Annotated in this window: 15 protein-coding genes; 10 read left to right on the forward strand and 5 right to left on the reverse strand. The window is 75.7% G+C overall.

What is annotated here, in order from left to right:
- Window positions 1–123 precede the first annotated feature (123 nt).
- The 4 genes from ACZ6EJ_RS23205 to ACZ6EJ_RS23220 all read left to right on the forward strand — a co-directional run bounded on the left by ACZ6EJ_RS23205 (window position 124) and on the right by ACZ6EJ_RS23220 (window position 4,429).
- Entirely contained in the window at window positions 124–1,191 is a 1,068-nt protein-coding gene (locus tag ACZ6EJ_RS23205) for an LLM class flavin-dependent oxidoreductase (protein WP_469269687.1), read from the forward strand.
- 14 nt (window positions 1,192–1,205) lie between these two features.
- The gene (locus ACZ6EJ_RS23210) at window positions 1,206–2,486 is read left to right on the forward strand and encodes an NtaA/DmoA family FMN-dependent monooxygenase (RefSeq protein ID WP_469269725.1); all 1,281 of its coding nucleotides are present in this window, start codon (window positions 1,206–1,208) and stop codon (window positions 2,484–2,486) included.
- A gap of 4 nt (window positions 2,487–2,490) precedes the next feature.
- On the forward strand, window positions 2,491–3,300 hold the full coding sequence (locus tag ACZ6EJ_RS23215; protein WP_469269689.1) for a DUF1684 domain-containing protein: 810 nt from the start codon (window positions 2,491–2,493) through the stop codon (window positions 3,298–3,300).
- A gap of 229 nt (window positions 3,301–3,529) precedes the next feature.
- Window positions 3,530–4,429 (forward strand): S1 family peptidase, encoded by a 900-nt coding sequence (locus tag ACZ6EJ_RS23220; protein ID WP_469269690.1) that lies wholly within the window; start codon window positions 3,530–3,532, stop codon window positions 4,427–4,429.
- 104 nt (window positions 4,430–4,533) lie between these two features.
- Here the strand turns inward: ACZ6EJ_RS23220 and ACZ6EJ_RS23225 are convergent, their stop codons facing one another.
- On the reverse strand, window positions 4,534–5,580 hold the full coding sequence (locus tag ACZ6EJ_RS23225) for a DUF3533 domain-containing protein (RefSeq protein ID WP_469269691.1): 1,047 nt from the start codon (window positions 5,578–5,580) through the stop codon (window positions 4,534–4,536).
- A 193-nt stretch (window positions 5,581–5,773) separates the two neighbouring features.
- Here ACZ6EJ_RS23225 and ACZ6EJ_RS23230 point away from each other — a divergent pair, with 193 nt between their 5' ends.
- The 3 genes from ACZ6EJ_RS23230 to ACZ6EJ_RS23240 all read left to right on the forward strand — a co-directional run bounded on the left by ACZ6EJ_RS23230 (window position 5,774) and on the right by ACZ6EJ_RS23240 (window position 11,752).
- A complete protein-coding gene (locus ACZ6EJ_RS23230) occupies window positions 5,774–9,319 on the forward strand; it encodes a DNA polymerase III subunit alpha (RefSeq protein WP_469269692.1) in 3,546 nt (1,181 codons plus the stop codon).
- The gene (locus ACZ6EJ_RS23235; RefSeq protein WP_469269693.1) at window positions 9,316–10,323 is read left to right on the forward strand and encodes a DNA polymerase Y family protein; all 1,008 of its coding nucleotides are present in this window, start codon (window positions 9,316–9,318) and stop codon (window positions 10,321–10,323) included. The genes ACZ6EJ_RS23230 and ACZ6EJ_RS23235 overlap by 4 nt, the downstream gene beginning before the upstream one ends.
- Before the next feature lie 538 nt (window positions 10,324–10,861).
- Window positions 10,862–11,752, forward strand: coding sequence for an esterase/lipase family protein (locus tag ACZ6EJ_RS23240; protein ID WP_469269694.1), 891 nt, complete (start codon window positions 10,862–10,864; stop codon window positions 11,750–11,752).
- A gap of 135 nt (window positions 11,753–11,887) precedes the next feature.
- Here the strand turns inward: ACZ6EJ_RS23240 and ACZ6EJ_RS23245 are convergent, their stop codons facing one another.
- Together ACZ6EJ_RS23245 and ACZ6EJ_RS23250 are read right to left on the reverse strand one after the other, a co-directional pair.
- Window positions 11,888–12,400, reverse strand: a complete 513-nt coding sequence (locus ACZ6EJ_RS23245; protein ID WP_469269695.1) for a ribonuclease FAU-1 family protein — start codon at window positions 12,398–12,400, stop codon at window positions 11,888–11,890.
- Entirely contained in the window at window positions 12,381–13,301 is a 921-nt protein-coding gene (locus tag ACZ6EJ_RS23250) for a GNAT family N-acetyltransferase (protein WP_469269696.1), read from the reverse strand. The genes ACZ6EJ_RS23245 and ACZ6EJ_RS23250 overlap by 20 nt, the downstream gene beginning before the upstream one ends.
- Window positions 13,302–13,371: 70 nt before the next feature.
- Here ACZ6EJ_RS23250 and ACZ6EJ_RS23255 point away from each other — a divergent pair, with 70 nt between their 5' ends.
- The 3 genes from ACZ6EJ_RS23255 to ACZ6EJ_RS23265 all read left to right on the forward strand — a co-directional run bounded on the left by ACZ6EJ_RS23255 (window position 13,372) and on the right by ACZ6EJ_RS23265 (window position 15,243).
- A complete protein-coding gene (locus ACZ6EJ_RS23255; RefSeq protein ID WP_469269697.1) occupies window positions 13,372–13,746 on the forward strand; it encodes a GntR family transcriptional regulator in 375 nt (124 codons plus the stop codon).
- A gap of 212 nt (window positions 13,747–13,958) precedes the next feature.
- Window positions 13,959–14,762: an SGNH/GDSL hydrolase family protein gene (locus ACZ6EJ_RS23260; protein ID WP_469269699.1), complete on the forward strand. Its 804-nt coding sequence runs from the start codon at window positions 13,959–13,961 to the stop codon at window positions 14,760–14,762.
- A gap of 217 nt (window positions 14,763–14,979) precedes the next feature.
- Complete coding sequence (locus tag ACZ6EJ_RS23265; protein ID WP_469269700.1) at window positions 14,980–15,243, forward strand: hypothetical protein; 264 nt, start codon at window positions 14,980–14,982, stop codon at window positions 15,241–15,243.
- Window positions 15,244–15,504: 261 nt separating this feature from the next.
- On the opposite strand, the gene ACZ6EJ_RS23270 is transcribed toward ACZ6EJ_RS23265, so the two are convergent.
- On the reverse strand, window positions 15,505–16,779 hold the full coding sequence (locus ACZ6EJ_RS23270) for a type ISP restriction/modification enzyme (RefSeq protein WP_469269701.1): 1,275 nt from the start codon (window positions 16,777–16,779) through the stop codon (window positions 15,505–15,507).
- Window positions 16,780–16,849: 70 nt separating this feature from the next.
- A complete protein-coding gene (locus tag ACZ6EJ_RS23275; RefSeq protein ID WP_469269726.1) occupies window positions 16,850–17,608 on the reverse strand; it encodes a GntR family transcriptional regulator in 759 nt (252 codons plus the stop codon).
- Between the last annotated feature and the right edge of the window lie 20 nt (window positions 17,609–17,628).

A 17,628-nucleotide genomic window follows, 5' to 3' on the forward strand; every position in this document is an offset into this window, starting at 1 on the left:
CCCCCCCCCCCCCCCCCCCCCCCCCCCCCCCCCCCCCCCCCCCCCCCCCCCCCCCCCCCCCCCCCCCCCCCCCCCCCCCCCCCCCCCCCCGCTCCGACCGACCGCCGACCCGAGAGGTCCCGCATGTCCGCCCGAACCCCCCTCCACCTGGCCGCCGAGATCGGCGGCCCGCCCCGCTACGACGCCGGGCACCACCTCCGGCTCGCCCGGCTCGCCGAGGCCGGCGCGCTCGACTACGTCACCCTGGGCGACTCGTTCGCCCGTCCGGGCCTCGACGCCCTCTCCGTCCTCGCCCGCATCGCACCCGCCACCGACCGCGTCGGCCTGGTCCCGACCGTCACCACCACCCACACCGAGCCCTTCCACGTCTCCTCCGCCGTCGCCACCCTCGACTGGGTGAGCCGGGGCCGCGCGGGCTGGCACGTGGACGTCTCCACCACCGAGGCGGAGGCCCGCCTCTTCGGCCGCCGGCCGGCCGCGCCCCACGCCGAGCTGTGGCGGGAGGCCGCCGACGTCGCCGACGTCTCCGCCCGCCTCTGGGACAGTTGGGAGGACGGCGCCGAGATCCGGTCCGCCGCCACCGGGCGCTTCATCGACCGGGACAAGCTGCACTACGTCGACTTCCGGGGCGGCTCCTTCTCGGTACGGGGCCCCGCCATCGTGCCGCGCCCGCCCCAGGGCCGGCCCGTGACCGTCATCGACGCCACCGCCGCCCCGGCCCGCGAGGCCGCCGCCCGCCACGCCGACGTCGTCCACGTCCGCGCCACCACCCCCGAGCGGGCGGCCGCCGTCCGCGACGAGGTCCGCCGCGCGGCCGCCGCCCACGGGCGCGATCCCGAGGCGCTGCGGGTCCTGGTCTCGCTCACCGTCGACCTCGGCGACGCCGAGGCCCCGCCGGAGCCCGGACTGCGCAGCGGACCCCGGCTCGCCGGACAGGGCACCTACTTCCGGGGCGGCCCGGTCGACCTCGCGAACCTCGTCGCCCAGTGGCACCAGGCCGGCGCGGCCGACGGCTTCCACCTGACGCCCATCACCCCCGAACGCGACCTGGAGAGGATCGTCAACGGCACCGTGGCCCTCCTCCAGCACCGCGGCCTCTTCCGCACCTTCCACCCCGGCGGCACCCTGCGCGAGCACCTGGGGCTCGCCCGCCCCGCCAGCCGGTACGCCACCGCGGCGAAGGAGGACTGACCGTGCCCCGCCCGATGCACCTCGCCGCCCACTTCCCCGGCGTGAACAGCACCACCGTGTGGGACGACCCCCGCTCCGGGAGCCAGATCGACTTCTCCTCCTACGAACACCTGGCCCGGACGGCGGAGCGCGGCACGTTCGACTTCTTCTTCCTCGCCGAGGGGCTGCGGCTGCGCGAGCACAAGGGCCGCATCCACGACCTCGACGTGGTCGGCAGGCCCGACTCGCTGACCGTGCTGAACGCGCTGGCCGCCGTCACCGAACGGCTCGGCCTCGCCGCCACCCTCAACACCACCTTCAACGAGCCCTACGAGCTGGCCCGTCGGCTCGCCACCCTGGACCACCTCAGCGAGGGCCGCGCCGCCTGGAACGTGGTGACCTCGTCCGACGCCTTCACCGGGGAGAACTTCCGCCGGGGCGGCTACCTGGACCGGAGCGAGCGCTACACCCGCGCCGCCGAGTTCGTCGCCACCGCCCGCGAGCTGTGGGACTCCTGGACGCCCGACGGCCGCTCCCGCCCCTTCGCGCACACGGGCCCGCAGTTCACGATCTCCGGCGAGTTCACCGTCCCGCGCTCCCCCCAGGGCCACCCCGTCGTCATCCAGGCCGGGGACTCCGAGGAGGGCCGGGAGTTCGCGGCCGCCACCGCCGACGTCATCTTCACGCGGCACGGCACCCTGGAGGCGGGCCGCGCCTTCTACGCCGACGTCAAGGGGCGGCTCGCCGCCCACGGCAGGGCCCCCGAGGACCTCGTGATCATGCCCGGCGTCACCGTGGTGGTCGGCGACACCGACGCACAGGCCCAGGAGCGCGCCGCCGAGATCCGCCGCCGGCAGGTCTCCCCGCAGAACGCGCTGCTCGCCGCCGAGCTGATCTGGGGCCGCGACCTGTCCGCGTACGATCCCGACGGGCCGCTCCCCGCGTTCGACCCGGACCCCGACTCCGCCGTGGTCCAGGGGCGGGTCCGGCACGGCGACCCCCTGGCGGTCGCCGCCCGCTGGCGCGCGCTCTCCGAGGCCAAGGGGCTCTCCCTGCGGCAGACGGCCATCGAGACGACCGCCCGCCAGTCGTTCATCGGCTCCCCGCGGACCGTCGCGGCGGAGCTGACCGCCTTCGTCGACGCACGGGCCGCCGACGGCTTCATCCTCGTACCCCATCTGACCCCCGGCGGCCTGGACGACTTCGTCGACCGGGTCGTTCCCCTCCTCAGGGAGAGCGGGGCGTTCCGCTCCGAGTACACCGGTTCCACGCTGCGGTCCCACCTGGGTCTCGCCGAGCCGGTGTGGAAAGGTTGACCGCATGAGCACCGACGCACAGCAGAGCGAGCAGGACGCCGCACAGGAGTGGCAGCGGTGGCACGAGGGGCGTGTGGCCGCGGTCGCCGCCCCGTACGGGCCCCTCTCCCTGACCGGGACCCACTGGCTCTCGGACTACCCGGAAGGTCGAATTCCGGCCGTCCCCGGACACTGGCGCGAGGACGGCGACGAGGTGGTGCTCACGGCCGCCTCGCCGGACGGCCTCGTCGTCGACGGCGAGCCGCTGACCGGCGAGGTCCGGCTCGGCGCGGACCGCGGGCCCGCCGACGACTCCCGCGTGGCGCTGGGGGACCGGCGGCTCGTGCTGCTCCGCCGCGAAGGGCTGTGGGCGGTACGGGACTTCGACCCCGCCGCGCCGGCCCGGCACGCCTTCTCGACCATCGAGGCCACCCCGTACGACCCCCGCTGGGCGACGGTCGGGACCTTCCGCCCGTACGGCGGCGACCGGACCGTGCGGGTGCCCAACGTCGACGGGGTCGAGCGGGGGCTCGGGCTGGGCGGGGAGATCGCCTTCAGGGTGGACGGGCAGGAGCACACGCTCCAGGTCGCGGTGGAGCCGGACGGTTCGCTGTGGGCCGTCTTCGCCGACGCCACCAGCGGGAAGGGCAGCTACCGCTTCCGCTTCCTGCGGCCCGCGGCCCCGGCGGCGGACGGCCGCGTGAGCGTCGACCTCAACCGCGCGCTGCTGCCGCCGTGCGCCTTCGCCGACCACTTCCTCTGCCCCTTCCCGCCTCCGGGCAACACCCTGCCGATCCCGGTCCCGGCGGGGGAGCGGAACCCGCTCGGCGCCTGAGGCGCGGCGCCCCCGGCCCCCGGCGGTCCCCGTGGCCGCCGGGGGCCGGTGCGTGCACGCGCCCGGTGGCCGGAAAGCGCGCTTGCGCGGCCGGTCCGGGCCCCTCGATACTCCGGGGCAGCGATTGTCAGGGGCACGGCAAATCCGGAATCCGGACAGGCCCCCGACTGCGCCTCACGGGCCCGCCACCCCACAGGAGGGCCCCCGATTCCCCTCGGAGGAACCCGACGTGAGGATCAAGCGCACCACCTCCCGCTCCGCCGCCGCCAGAGGCGCCCGCACCACGGCCGTCCTCGCGGGGCTCGCCGCCGTCACGGCGCTCGCCGTCCCCACCGCCGGCGCCGAGACCACCGGCACGTACAGCGCCGCCCAGTTGACCGCGGCGAGCGACGCCGTGCTCGACGCCGACGTCGCGGGCACCGCCTGGAACGTCGACCCGCGCTCCCGGCGCCTCGTCGTCACCGCGGACAGCACGGTCTCGCAGGCGGAGATCGACCGCATCAGGAAGTCGGCCGGGGAGAACGCCGGCGCCCTGCGCGTCGAGCGCACGCCGGGGAAGCTCACCAAGCTGATCTCCGGCGGCGACGCGATCCACTCCGGCACCGGACGCTGCTCCCTCGGCTTCAACGTCCGCAACGGCACCACGTACTCCTTCCTGACCGCCGGCCACTGCACCGACGGCGCGACCACCTGGTGGGCGAACGCGGCCCACACCACCGTGCTCGGCACGACCGCCGGATCCAGCTTCCCGAACAACGACTACGGCATCGTGCGCTACACCAACACCACCATCCCCAAGGACGGCACGGTCGGCGGCCAGGAGATCACCAGCGCCGCCAACGCCACCGTCGGCATGTCCGTCACCCGCCGCGGCTCCACCACCGGCACCCACAGCGGCTCGGTCACCGGACTCAACGCCACCGTCAACTACGGCGGCGGCGACGTGGTCTACGGGATGATCCGCACCAACGTGTGCGCCGAGCCCGGCGACTCCGGCGGCCCGCTGTACTCCGGCACGCGGGCGATCGGCCTCACCTCCGGCGGCAGCGGCAACTGCTCCTCGGGCGGTACGACCTTCTTCCAGCCGGTCACCGAGGCGCTGAGCGCGTACGGCGTCAGCGTGTACTGACCGGCGCCGCCGGCCGGGTCAGGAGCCGCCCGCGCCGCTGAGCCCCCGTCCGGGACGCCGGACGGGGGCTCGTGCACGCCGGGATGCCCCGAGGGGCCGCCGCCTCAGACGGCGGTCGACCCGCCGGCCCCCGGCGCCGCCCGGTCCGCCGGGTCGGCCCCCGGCCTGCGCCGCATCGACAGGAGCAGGGTCATGACCGTGCCGACGACGGCCCAGGCGGAGAGCACCAGCAGCGGGCCGGTGATCGCGTTGCCCCGGAAGTACGCGATGGAGCGGGCCGTCCAGGTGCCCGCGCCCGGTGGGAGGGCGGGCCCGATCACCCGCCAGAAGTCGGGGAGCATCGGCATCGGGAACGCGCCGCCCGCGCTCGGGTTGCCCGCGACGACGATGATCAGGACGGCCAGCCCGATGCCCACGATGCCGGTCAGGGCCTCCAGGGCGAGCGTGATCATGCCGACCGCGAAGACGATCAGGGCTCCCAGGCCGGACAGGCCCCAGAAGCTTCCGGGCAGCGCGTCGAGGATCGGGCCGATGATGACCGCGCCGCCGATGCCGCCCAGGACCGAGTACAGGGCCATGACGCCGGTGCGGATGACCGCGCGCTGCCGGTTGATGGGCCGCGCGCCGGCGCTGATCGCCAGGATCGAGGCGCAGAGGTAGCCGCCCACGCACCAGCCGACGACCAGGTAGAAGGACGAGAGGCCGTTGAAGTCCTCCCCGGAGGCCGGGGCGACGTCCACGGTCCGCACGTTCCGCTGCTCGGAGGCGCCGACCTGGGTGAGCATCCGCTCCAGGGAGGAGGCCAGGGCGGTCCCGCCGCCGGAGGCCACCAGCAGGGTGTCGGTCCGGCCCTCGGGCGAGACGATCAGGGCGCCGTCGATGTCGCGGTTCATGATCTGTTCGCGGGCCTCGTCGGAGCTGCTCACCGTACGGGGGTCCAGCGGCCCGCCGGGAAGCCCCTCCAGCCGCTCGGTGAGCTGGCGCGCCGTCTGCTGCGGGGCCACCACCCCGAACGCCGCGTCCGTGAGGTCGGGCTTGTGCAGGGCGCCGACGTAGGACCCGATGAACAGCAGTTGCAGCGCGAGCACACCGGTGACGAGCAGCGCGGCCCGTGGGGTGACGGCGTTCTTCACCTCGTCGAGGAAGGTCATGTCCCCACCGTCCGGGCGGGCCGGTCCCCGCGCAGGCGGGGCGGGGCTGAATGGCTGAAGGGGCGAGCGCCGGCGCCTCGCCGGGGGCTCGGTCCGCCGTCCTGGGTGCACACTGGATATCGTACGCACGTTCGAAACTGGTCTATGGTGGAGAACGGGGGTGGTGAAGGACGAAACGGTTCGAGGAGGTGCGATGTCCGGGTTCACGCATCTGCGCACCGTTTCGGGGTTCTCCCTGCGGTACGGGGCCTCGCACCCCGAGCGGCTGGCCGGGCGCGCCGCGGAGCGGGGGATGGACGCCCTCGCGCTGACCGACCGCGACACCCTCGCGGGGGCCGTCCGCTTCGCCAAGGCCTGCCGGGAGGAGGGGACCGGGGTCCGGCCGGTCTTCGGGGCGGACCTCGCGGTGGAGCCGTACGAGCCCGCGCGCGCGACCCGCGCGTCCCGCCCGCGCACGCCGGTGCGCGGCGGCGCCTTCGTCGACGAGTCCGCGCCCCGCGCCACCTTCCTCGCCCGCGACGGCGCGCGCGGCTGGGCCGAGCTGTGCCGGCTCGTCACCGCCGCCCACGCCAGGCGCGCCGACACGGCCGGAACCCCGTCCGCCCCGCTCGCCGCACCCGGCCCGGACGGCGCGGCCGGGCGGCTCGCGGTCGCCGGCCCGCCGCTGGTGGGCCGGGCCGCGCTGCCCGCCGAAGGGCTGACCGTGCTGCTCGGGCCCGACTCCGAGGTGGGCCGGGCGCTCGCCGCGGGCCGCCCCGACCGGGCCGCCGCGCTGCTCGTGCCCTGGCGGGAGGCGTACGGCGAGGACCTGCGCCTGGAGGCCGTCCACCACGGCCGTCCGGGCGCCGGCCCCGGATCGCTGCGGCTGGCCGCCCGCACCCTCGGCTTCGCCGCCGAGCAGGGCGTACGGGCCGTGCTGACCAACGCCGTCCGGTACGCCGACCCCGGCCAGGGGCCCATCGCCGACGTGCTCGACTCCGCCCGCCGGCTCGTCCCCGTCGACCCGCGCCGCTCGCCGCTGGACAGCGGCGAGCGCTGGCTCAAGGGCGAGGGGGCGATGCGGGAGACCGCCGAGCGGATCGCCTCCGCCGCCGGTCTGGGGCGGGACGCCGCGGCCCGGCTGCTGGCGGAGACCCGGCGCACCGCCGACGCCTGCCGCGTGGACCCCGCCGCCGACCTGGGCCTGGGCGGCGTCCACTTCCCCGAGCCCCACCTGGTCGGCGCCGGCCGGCGTACCGCCCAGCGGGTCCTGGCCTCCCGTGCCGCCGCCGGGATGGTGCTGCGCGGCCATGACCGCGACCCCGCCTACTGGGAGCGGATGCACCGGGAGCTGGACGTCATCGCCCACCACGGCTTCGCCTCCTACTTCCTGACGGTCGCTCAGGTCGTGGACGACATACGGGAGATGGGGATACGGGTCGCCGCGCGCGGGTCCGGGGCCGGCTCCCTGGTCAACCACCTCATCGGCATCGCCCACGCCGACCCGGTCGAACACGGACTCCTGATGGAGCGCTTCCTGTCCGAGCGCCGCTTCGTGCTGCCCGACATCGACGTCGACGTCGAATCGGCCCGCCGCCTCGACGTCTACCGCCGGATCATCGAACGCTTCGGGCCCGAACGCGTCGCCACCGTCGCCATGCCCGAGACCTACCGGGTGCGCCACGCGATCCGGGACGTCGGGGCCGCGCTCTCCATGGACCCGGCCGAGATCGACCGGCTCGCCAAGGCCTTCCCGCACATTCGGGCCCGCGACGCCCGCGCCGCGATGGAGGAGCTGCCCGAGCTGAAGGAGCTCGCGCGGAACCAGGAGAGGTACGGCCGGCTCTGGGAGCTGGTGGAAGGGCTCGACGCCCTGCCGCGCGGGATCGCCATGCACCCGTGCGGGGTGCTGCTCTCGGACGCCGGGCTGCTGGACCGCACGCCGGTGATGCCCACCAGCGGCGAGGGCTTCCCGATGGCGCAGTTCGACAAGGAGGACGTGGAGGACCTCGGGCTGCTCAAACTCGACGTGCTGGGCGTACGGATGCAGTCGGCGATGGCGCACGCCGTCGCCGAGGTGGAGCGCGCCTCGGGGGTGCGCGTGGACCTGGACGCCGTGGCGCCGGACGACCCGGAGACCTACCGGCTGATCAGGACCGCCGAGACGCTGGGCTGCTTCCAGATCGAGTCGCCCGGCCAGCGCGATCTGGTCGGCAGGCTCCAGCCGGCCGGCTTCCACGACCTGGTCGTGGACATCTCGCTGTTCCGGCCGGGGCCGGTCGCCGCCGACATGGTCCGGCCGTTCATCGAGGCGCGCCACGGCCGCGCGCCGGTCCGCTACCCGCACCCCGACCTGGAGGGACCGCTGCGCGAGACCTACGGGGTGGTCGTCTTCCACGAGCAGGTCATCGAGATCGTCGCCATCATGACCGGCTGCGGCCGGGGCGAGGCCGACCGGGTGCGGCGCGGCCTCTCCCACCCCGAGTCGCGGGACCGGATCAAGGTGTGGTTCGCGCGGCGCGCGGTGGGCCGGGGGTACGGCATCGAGGTGGTCGCCCGGACCTGGGAGATCGTCGAGGCGTTCGGCAGCTACGGCTTCTGCAAGGCGCACGCGGTCGCCTTCGCCGTGCCGACGTACCAGTCGGCCTGGCTCAAGGCGCACCACCCGGCCGCCTTCTACGCCGGGCTGCTCACCCACGATCCGGGCATGTACCCCAAGCGGCTGCTGCTCGCGGACGCCCGGCGGCACGGGGTGCCGGTGCTGCCGCTGGATGTGAACCGGTCGGCGGCCGCCCATCAAATCGAACTGGTGTCTGATGACGAGGGGGGCGGGGAGAAGTGGGGGCTGCGGCTGGCGCTCTCGGACGTCCACGGCATCAGTGAGGACGAGGTCGCCCGGATCGAGGCCGGCCGGCCCTACGCCTCCCTGCTCGACTTCTGGCAGCGCGCCCGCCCCGGCCGCCCGGCCGCCGAACGCCTCGTCCGGGTCGGCGCGTTGGACGCCTTCGGCGCCAACCGCCGCGACCTGCTGCTGCACCTGTCCGAACTCCACCGCGCCCACCGCGGCTCCCGCCCCGGCGGCGGCGACCAGCTCCCGCTGGGTGAGGGCCGCCGCACGGCTTCCGTCGGGCTGCCTGACCTCGACGACGCGGAGCGGCTGAGCGCCGAACTGGGCGTGCTGAGCATGGACGTCTCGCGCCACCTGATGACGGACCATCAGGTCTTCCTCGACGAGCTGGGGGTGGTCTCCGCCCAGCGGCTGCGGGAGGCCCGGCACGGGGAGGTCGTGCTGGTCGCCGGGGCCAAGGCGGCCACCCAGACACCGCCGATCCGCTCCGGCCGCCGGGTCGTCTTCACCACCCTGGACGACGGCAGCGGCCTGGTGGACCTGGCGTTCTTCGAGGACAGCCACGCCGCCTGCGCCCACACGGTCTTCCACTCCTGGCTGCTGCTGGTGCGCGGCGTCGTGCAGCGGCGCGGCGCGCGCAGCATGAGCGTGGTCGGCCAAGCCGCCTGGAACCTCGCGGACCTGGCCGAACTGCGGCGCACCGGCGGACTCGACGCGGTCGCGGCCCGGCTGGCCGAAGGGGCGGCGAAGGGGTCGGGGGAGGGGGACGGGGAGGAGGCCCCCGGAGCGGGGCGCCGCATACGGATGGAGACCGGTTACGAGATGAACCCCTGGGCCGACCTCCGCCCGCCCGGCGAAGGGGCGCCCACCGGACGGAAGTTGTGGCACCAGTCGCCGGGGAGCGCGGGATGAGCGTCGGGCAGGAGGGTCCGGGCATCCTGTGCCTGCGGTTCCGCGGGACCGGCGGCGGGCCCCCGGACGGCGCCGGATACACCGGACTGCTCGCCCTGCTCGGCGCGTTCACCCCGGTCGTCGAGGCCGCCCCGCCCGACGGGGCGCTCGCCGACGTGAGCGGCGCGCTGCGCTATTTCGGGCGCGACGCGCGGGGCCTGGCCTCGCTGATCCGGGTCCGCGCGCTCGCGCTGCACGGCGTCGACTGCGCGATCGGGGCGGCCGGCAACCCCTTGCTGGCCCGGATGGCCGCGAGGCGGGCCGCGCCCGGAACCACCTGTGTGGTGGGGCCGGGTGAGGAGGCCGCGTTCCTCGCGCCGCTCCCGGCCGCGGCCCTGGACGGCGTGGGGGCGGCGACCGCCCGCACCCTGTGCGGTTACGGGCTCGACTCCGTCGGCCGGATCGCCGCGGCCCCCCTCGCCACCCTCCAGCGGATCACCGGCGTACGCACCGGGCGCGACCTCTGGGAGCGGGCCAACGGCATCGACCGCACCCGCGTCGAGCCGAACGCGGCCGCCCGCTCGATCGCCGCCGAACGCTCCTTCCCGCGCGACGAACTGGCCCCCGAGCGGCACCGCCGCGCGCTGCTCTCGCTCGCCGAGGAGTTGGGGGCGCGGCTGCGGGGCGAGGACCAGGTGTGCCGGTCGCTCGCGGTCTCGGTGCGGTACGCGGACCGGACCGGCTACGCGACCCTCACCCGGAGCCGGACGCTGCGGGAGCCGACCGCGCACTCGGCCGCGCTCACCGCGCTCGCCTACCGGGTGCACGAGTCCTTCGGGCTCCAGCGCGCCCGCGTGCGCGGGATCGCGCTGCGCGCCGAGGGCCTGAGCGACGCCGGACGCGCGTCCCGGCAGCTCACCTTCGACCCGGCGGACGAACGGGCGCGCCGGATCGAGGAGGTGGCGGACCGGCTGCGGGAGCGATACGGACCGGGAGCGGTCAAACCGGCCGGACTGGCGGCGTGAGCCCGGGCGGGGCGGCGGCCGGGGCCGCGGTGCGCCTCCTGCGGAGGTGGCGGCCGGGGCCTGCGCGACTCCGGAGTCGGCGGGTCGGATTGCGGTGGGCTTCTGGGGCTGGGTGGTCGGGTGTGCCGGGGGGCTTGTGGAAGTGGCGGCCGGACCTGGCGTGACTTCCGTCCCGGCGGTGCGCTTCTCGGGCTGGGTGGTCGGGTGTGCGGGGGGTGCGTGGGGGGCCTTGTGCGACTCCCGTCCGGGAGGCCGGGGTCGCGGCGCGCTCCCAGGGCCCGGCGATCGGACCTGCGGCGTCACTCCCGTCGTGGCGGCTCGCGTCGCGCTGCGCTCCCGGATCCGGCGGCCGGTCGTCGCGAGCCGTCCCCGCTCCGACAGCCGACTCCGCCCCCGCCGTCCGATATTTTTTTACCGACGCGTAACTTCCCTCCCGGCCCTACTCGTGCGTAGCTTGACATGAGCACGCAAAACTTGTGGTCCGGGCCACAGGGCGCACCGCCGTCTACCCTCCCTTGAGCCGCAAGGAGATCCCACGATGCTGCCCTGGAACCACCCGCCGCGCGTTCCCCGCCTGCGCGGCGCCCTCGCCGCCCTGCTCCTCGCCGTCACCGTCCTCGTCGCCCCCGCCGCGACCGCGACCGCGGCCCCCGCCGAAGCCACCGCCACGTCGCGCGGCTGGAACGACTACTCCTGCAAGCCCTCCGCCGCCCACCCCCGCCCGGTCGTGCTGGTCCACGGCACCTTCGGGAACGCGATCGACAACTGGCTGGGGCTCGCCCCCTACCTGGTCGCCCGCGGCTACTGCGTCTTCTCCCTCGACTACGGCCAGCTCCCCGGCGTCCCGGTCTTCCACGGGCTCGGCCCCATCGAGAAGTCCGCAGAGCAGCTCGACGTCTTCGTCGACGAGGTGCTCGACGCCACCGGAGCCCAGAAGGCCGACCTCGTCGGCCACTCGCAGGGCGGCATGATGCCCAACCACTACCTGAAGTTCCTCGGCGGCGCCGACAAGGTCAACGCCCTCGTGGGGATCGCCCCGAGCAACCACGGCACCACGCTGCTCGGCCTCACCAAGCTCCTGCCGTACTTTCCGGGCGTCGAGAAGTTCATCACCGACCAGACCCCCGCTCTCGCGGACCAGGTCGTCGGCTCGCCCTTCATCACCCGGCTCACCGCGGGCGGCGACACCGTCCCCGGCGTCCGCTACACCGTCATCGCCACCCAGTACGACCAGGTCGTGACCCCGTACCGCACGCAGTACCTCAGCGGACCGAACGTCCGCAACGTCCTGCTCCAGGACCTGTGCCCGGTCGACCTGTCCGAGCACCTCGCGATCGCCCTCGCCGACCGCGTGGTCTTCCACGAGGTGGCGAACGCCCTCGACCCGGCCCGTGCCACCCCGACCACCTGCGCCTCGGCGGTCGGCTGACCGGTCCGCCGCCCCCGCGCCGTACGGGACGCCCACCGGGGCCCCGTACGGCGCGGGGGCTCGACCGGTCCAGCGGGAGCGGCGTTCGCGGTGGAGCCGAGCGCGCGGGCGCCGGGACCCCGGCCCGTACGGCGGTCAGGCCAGCAGCGCCGTGAGCCCTCCGGTGCGGGCCAGGCGCTCCAGCTCGTCCAGGGCCGCGGTCGCCGCCGAGGCCGCCGCCGGGTCGCGCCCGGCCAGGCCGCTCGCGGCGAACTCGTCCTCGTCCAGCCGCAGTACGCGGGAGCCGTCCCCGGCGACCCACAGGTCCAGGTCCAGGTCCTCCACCTCCAGCACCCCGCCGGCCAGCACCGCGGGCCGGGTGACGTCGCAGTACCAGCCCTTGAGCGCGCCGTCCCGCGTACGGACCTCCTTCACCGCGAACCACCGGTCCCGCCAGTAGTGCTCGGTGAGGACGTCGCCCGGCTCGAACCGGACGAAGCCGAAGTCCCGTACGCCGGGCGCGGCCCACGGAGCCCGCACGGTGACGCGGACGCCGTCGTCCCGGACCAGCTCCGCCGGGTACCTGATCTTGGTGCGGCCCGCCTTGACCAGGGCGACGACCACCCCGCCGGGACGGGCGGCGGACGACTCAGGGGAGGGTGCGGACATACCGCACCTCCGTGGCGCAGACCGTGTAGCCGAACCAGGCGTTGACGGCGAGCATGGGTTCGTTGTCCGCGTCGTTCGAGGTGTAGGCGTCGGTGTACCCGGCCGCCACCGCACGGTGCAGCGAGTCGTTCTTCGCCAGCTTCGCGAGCCCCCGCCCCCGGAACGCGCGCCGGGTGCCGGTCATCCCGGTCGCGTACGTGCGCTGCCCGTCGGTCACGGCCGCGCTGAACGCCGCCACCTCGCCGTCCACCAGCGCGACCGACGTCAGGCCCTGGTCGAAGGCCGGGTGGCGCCAGGTGTTCACCAGCCAGTCGTCGTAGTCCTCCAGCAGGTGCGGGATGTCACCGGGCTCGTCCGCCGTCACCTCGGTGTCCGCCTCGAACAGCGCCCGAGGATCGTCCGCGAAGTCGGCTCCCGGCCGCAGTTCCACGCCCGCCGGGACGTCCTGGCGCGGCGGCAGCGCGCCCTCCGTCAGCGGCAGGTGGAGGAAGTGCGCGGTGCGGCTGGGGCGGTAGCCGCGGGCGCGGGCGAACGCGTGGTTCTCCGGCGCGTCCAGGGCCCAGGCGTACAGGGTCGTGGCCCCCGCCCGCGCCAGGTGCTCCTCCGCCGCCTTCAGCAGCGCTGACCCCGCCCCCCGGCGGGTGCGGCCGGGCAGCGTGTGCGGGGTGAAGTACCCCTGCCCCGGCTCCGGGCTGTCGTGGGCGATGCCCGCCTGCGCCGTGCCGATGATCCGGCCGTCCTCCTCGGCGACCAGCAACCGGTAGTGCCGGTCGGGATGGGCGTGCGCCCGGTCGTGGAGGACCTGTTCGGGCGTGGCCACGATGTGGGGGACCGAGACCCGGCGGACGCGGGTCCACTCCTCGGCGTCGGAGGCTCGGAAAGCACGGACGATCACAGTCATGCGGCGACCGTACGCACCGGCGCGCCCGGTCCGCCTCCCCTTTTCCCGCCGGTGGGGGCAGAATCGGCGCGTGACTGCGAAGATCGTCCTCGACCCGGAATCCGGCATCGCCCCCTACGAGCAACTGCGCGCCCGGATCTCCGAACTGGCCCGCTCCGGCGCCCTGCCCGTCGGCCACCGCCTCCCGACCGTACGCGGCTTCGCCGAGGAGCTGGGCCTGGCCGCCAACACCGTCGCCAAGGCCTACCGGGCCCTGGAGGCCGACGGGGTGATCGAGACCCGAGGGCGCAACGGGACCTTCGTCGCCGCCGCCGGGGGAGCCGCCGAGCAGCGGGCCGCGACCGCCGCGCGGAGCTACGCCGAGACGGCCGAGCGCCTCGGGCTCTCGCGGGAGGAGGCCCTGGCGCTCGCCCGCGACGCGGTACGGGCCGCCTACGGGGGCTGAGGGAGCGCGCCGGGCCCCGCGCGCCACCGGCCCGGCCCTGAACGTGACGCTGTGTCAAATAACGGCGGATCAGGGGCGTTTCAACCGGCGCGCGTTGAACTTTCGGGGGCGGGAGGGGGCATACGGCGAATATTTTTGGCATGAACACTTCCGGTGGCGCGGGGGCGCTGCTACTACGGGGTAGGCAGATCCCCCCTGCTCAAGGAGGCTCCATGAAACTGTCCAGACTTGTCGCGTTCTCCTCTTCGCTCCTGCTCGGCGCCGTCCTCGCCCTCACCGGCGCCGGAGTCGCGAACGCGGACTCGTCCGTCGAGGCCGTCGACTACGTCGCCCTCGGCGACTCCTACTCCTCCGGACTCGGCTCCGGCAGCTACGACGGCACCGACTGCAAGCGCAGCAGCCGCGCCTTCCCGGCCCTGTGGGCCGCCGCCAACTCCCCGGCCTCCTTCGCCTTCGCCGCCTGCTCCGGCGCCCGCACCGGCGATGTCACGAGCGGACAGCTCGGACGGCTGAGCGCCTCCACCGACCTCGTCTCGATCTCCATCGGCGGCAACGACGCGGGCTTCTCCGACGTCATGACGACCTGCGTCCTGCAGTCCGAGGCCACCTGCCTCAGCCGGGTCGCGACCGCCCGCTCCTACGTGGACACCACCCTGCCCGGCAAGCTGGACTCCGTGTACGCGGCGATCCGCGCCAAGGCCCCCTCCGCCCGCGTCGTCGTCCTCGGCTACCCCCGCTTCTACCAACTCGGCGGCGGCTGCATCGCCGGGCTGAGCGAGAACGAGCGCTCCGCCATCAACGCGGCCTCCGACCACCTGAACACCGCCACCGCCAAGCGCGCCGCCGACCACGGCTACACCTTCGGCGACGTCAGGACGACCTTCACCGGCCACGAGATCTGCTCGGGCAGCCCCTGGCTGCACAGCGTGAACTGGCTCAACATCGGCGAGTCCTACCACCCCACCGCCGCCGGGCAGTCGGGCGGCTACCTGCCCGTCTTCAGGTCCGCCGCCTGACGCGAGCGTTCCCCGCCGCCCCTCCTCCGCGGGACGGGGCGGCGGGCGGCGCATCCGCGCAGCGCCCCAAGTCGCCGCGCGGCCGGGGCGATTCGGTAACAGGTCGTCAATCTCCGTACGCGTGTGCGCGATCCCCGGCCGGGATACACGGGTGTCACCGCAAGACGATAGGGTTAACCTGCCCGGACCGGGTGCCCTCGTACGGGTGGGGAGAGACATGGAACAGATAACGGTGCGGAGCAGGGCGCGTGTCCCTGCCATCACCTGCGGGAGCGGCGCCACCAGTCGGCGCCTCGACCGCCACCTCGCGGTGCTCGGCGGCCCCGTCGTCCCGCAGCGCGAGTCGGCCGAAGCGACGCTGCTGATGCGCGAGCTGACCTCGCGGGACGCCGCGCACACCCGCAGGAGCAGGAGCGCGCGCGTCTCGCTCTTCGCCCCGCTGCGGCGACTGCGGCGTTCGCTCTTCGGCGGCCGCCACTGACCCACGCGCGGCGCCGGGCGGCGTGCGCCACCGCCTGACCGGCCCGCCGTGCGGGCCGCTCAGGCGGCCGCTCCGTCCCGGCGCAGGCCGATGCCCGCTCGTCCGCCGTCCCCGGAGATCGCAGCCGCGCGCCGGTGTGCTCGCCCAGCGCCGGCCCAGCGCCCGTCCACGGATCGTCGCCCCCCGGCAGCGTGATCGGCGGCGGCCCCACCGGTGGCCCCACCTCCCGCCACCGGGCCCGCGCCACGAGCCGCGGTCCCCTCAGACCAGGGCGAACTGCCCCTCCGGGCCCTCCTCCCGGTGGCCGAGCACCGTGGCCGGCCGCCGTGCGGCGGCCGGCGCCGGCAGCACCCCGGCCGCCCGCAGCTCGGCGGGGTCGATCAGGCGCGCCCCCTCCAACCGGTCCCGCAGCTCCCCGCGCCGCCCCGCCGCCTCGTCCAGCAGCGCGAGCACGGTGACGAGTTCGAGCAGCTCCGAGGTCCACTCCGGGAGCCAGCCGCGTGCGCCGACCGCCGCCAGCCCGTCCGCCGCCGCGCCGTCCGGCCCCAGCCCCGCCGCCGCGGCGGCCCGGCGCGCGAACCACCCCTCCAGCACCCGCGCCCCGCCCGCCGTGAACTCCCAGGCCCCCGCGGGCACCGGGGAGACGCGGCCCTCGCCGATGACCAGCGCCCGCTCGCCGGCGTCGTACGCGAGGCGGTCGGGGCGCGCCGGGAGGGCCGCCCGCACGTAGGGCCTGCGCCCGCCCGGCAGCCGGGGGCGCTCGCCGCCCCGCGCCCCGCGCGACTGGACGCGCGTCAGCTCCCGGCCGAGGGCCACCCCCGCCGACCACACCTCCGCGTCCGCCGGCAGCGGTACGAGGCACCCGGCCGGGGCGGGGCGGGCGGCGGCCACCACCCAGGCGAGCACCGCCTCCGGGGTGAACGCGTCCGCGTCCGCCCCGCCGCCGAGCCGCCGGCGCAGGAAGGCGGTCAGCCCCGGAGCCAGATTGGGCTCCGCCGCGCCGGGCCTGCGGTAGAGCGGCCTGATCCGCCCCGGCCGTCCGCCGGGGCCGTGCCCGTCGGGCAGCAGCGCGGTCACGGACAGGGCGGGCCCGGAGTCCTCGGGGGCGTGGCCGTGCTCGACCGCGAAGAGCTGGTGCGCGTCGGCGACCCGCCACAGCTCCGGGCGGGCCGCGTCGATCAGCCGGTGGTCGGGAAGCAGCCACTGCTCGTCGTAGGGGCCGTGCAGGACGCGTACGGGGTCGGGGCAGCGGCCCGGCGACCGGGCGAAGCGGCCCGTCCCGGTGGACTGGCCGGGCAGCGCGGCGACCGGGGTGTGCGGCGTACGGGAGCGGGTGGGGGCGAACAGCCGCTCCTGCTCGGCGGCCCCGGCGGCGGCCAGCCGCTCCCAGCGGGCCCGCAGCGCGGCGGGGTCGGGGCCCGCCACCCAGGGGCGGCCGGTCCTCAGCGGCCGCACCGACCACGGCATCAGCTCGTCCAGGGGCGAGGACCGCGCGTCCTCGCCGGATCGGGCGCTCGCCGCCCTGCGCGCTGCCACCGAGCCGTCCTCCCCTGTCCTTGGCGGTTCCCGCGCATCGTAGCGGCGGGGAGCGGGCCGCCGGGGCGGGTCAGTGGGCCTCGACCGTCACGGAGAAGGAGAACCGGTCGCCCCGGTAGCGGATGCGGGCCACGTCCACGACGCGCCCCTCCTCGTCGTACGTCACGCCCGTGTAGTGCAGGATCGGGCTGAGCAGCGGGACGCGGAGCAGCTCGGCGGTGACCGGGTCGGCGAGCCGGGCCTCCACCGTGTCGGTGATCCGGGAGATCCGCACCCCGACGACGTCGCGCAGGACCTTGGTCATCGGCCAGCGTTCGAGGTCGGCCACGTCTATCCGGGCGGCCACGTCCGGACGGACCGCGTTCTCCGCCCAGTTGGTGGGCTCGTCGCTCTCGCCGTCCCGGCGCAGCCGCCGGTAGCAGGTCACCTCGTCGCACTGCGGGAAGAACTCCGCGAGGTCGCCCGGCACCGGCGTCGGGCCGTGGCCGAGGACGGTCGTGGCCTCCCCGGACTGCTGGGCGACGATCGCGTCCACCGAGCCGAGCAGCCGGACCGGGGAGACCCGCCGGGCGCGCGGCTCGATGAAGGTGCCGCGCCGCCGGTGCCGGCTGATCAACCCCTCCGCCTCCAGCTCCTTGAGCGCCTGGCGCATCGTGAGCACGCTGACGCCGTAGTGCGCGGCGAGCTGCTCCTCGGTGGGCAGCCGGGCGGGGGCGTCCCGCGGGCGGCCCAGTACGGAGGCCCGCAGCGACTGCGAGACCTGGTACCACAGCGGCAGCTTCCGGTTCAGCACGAGGGAGTCGGGGGCGAAGGCGGGCGGGTGGCGCACCCGGTCCCCGGCGCCGTCCG

This window comes from Streptomyces sp. NPDC041970, assembly GCF_055588985.1.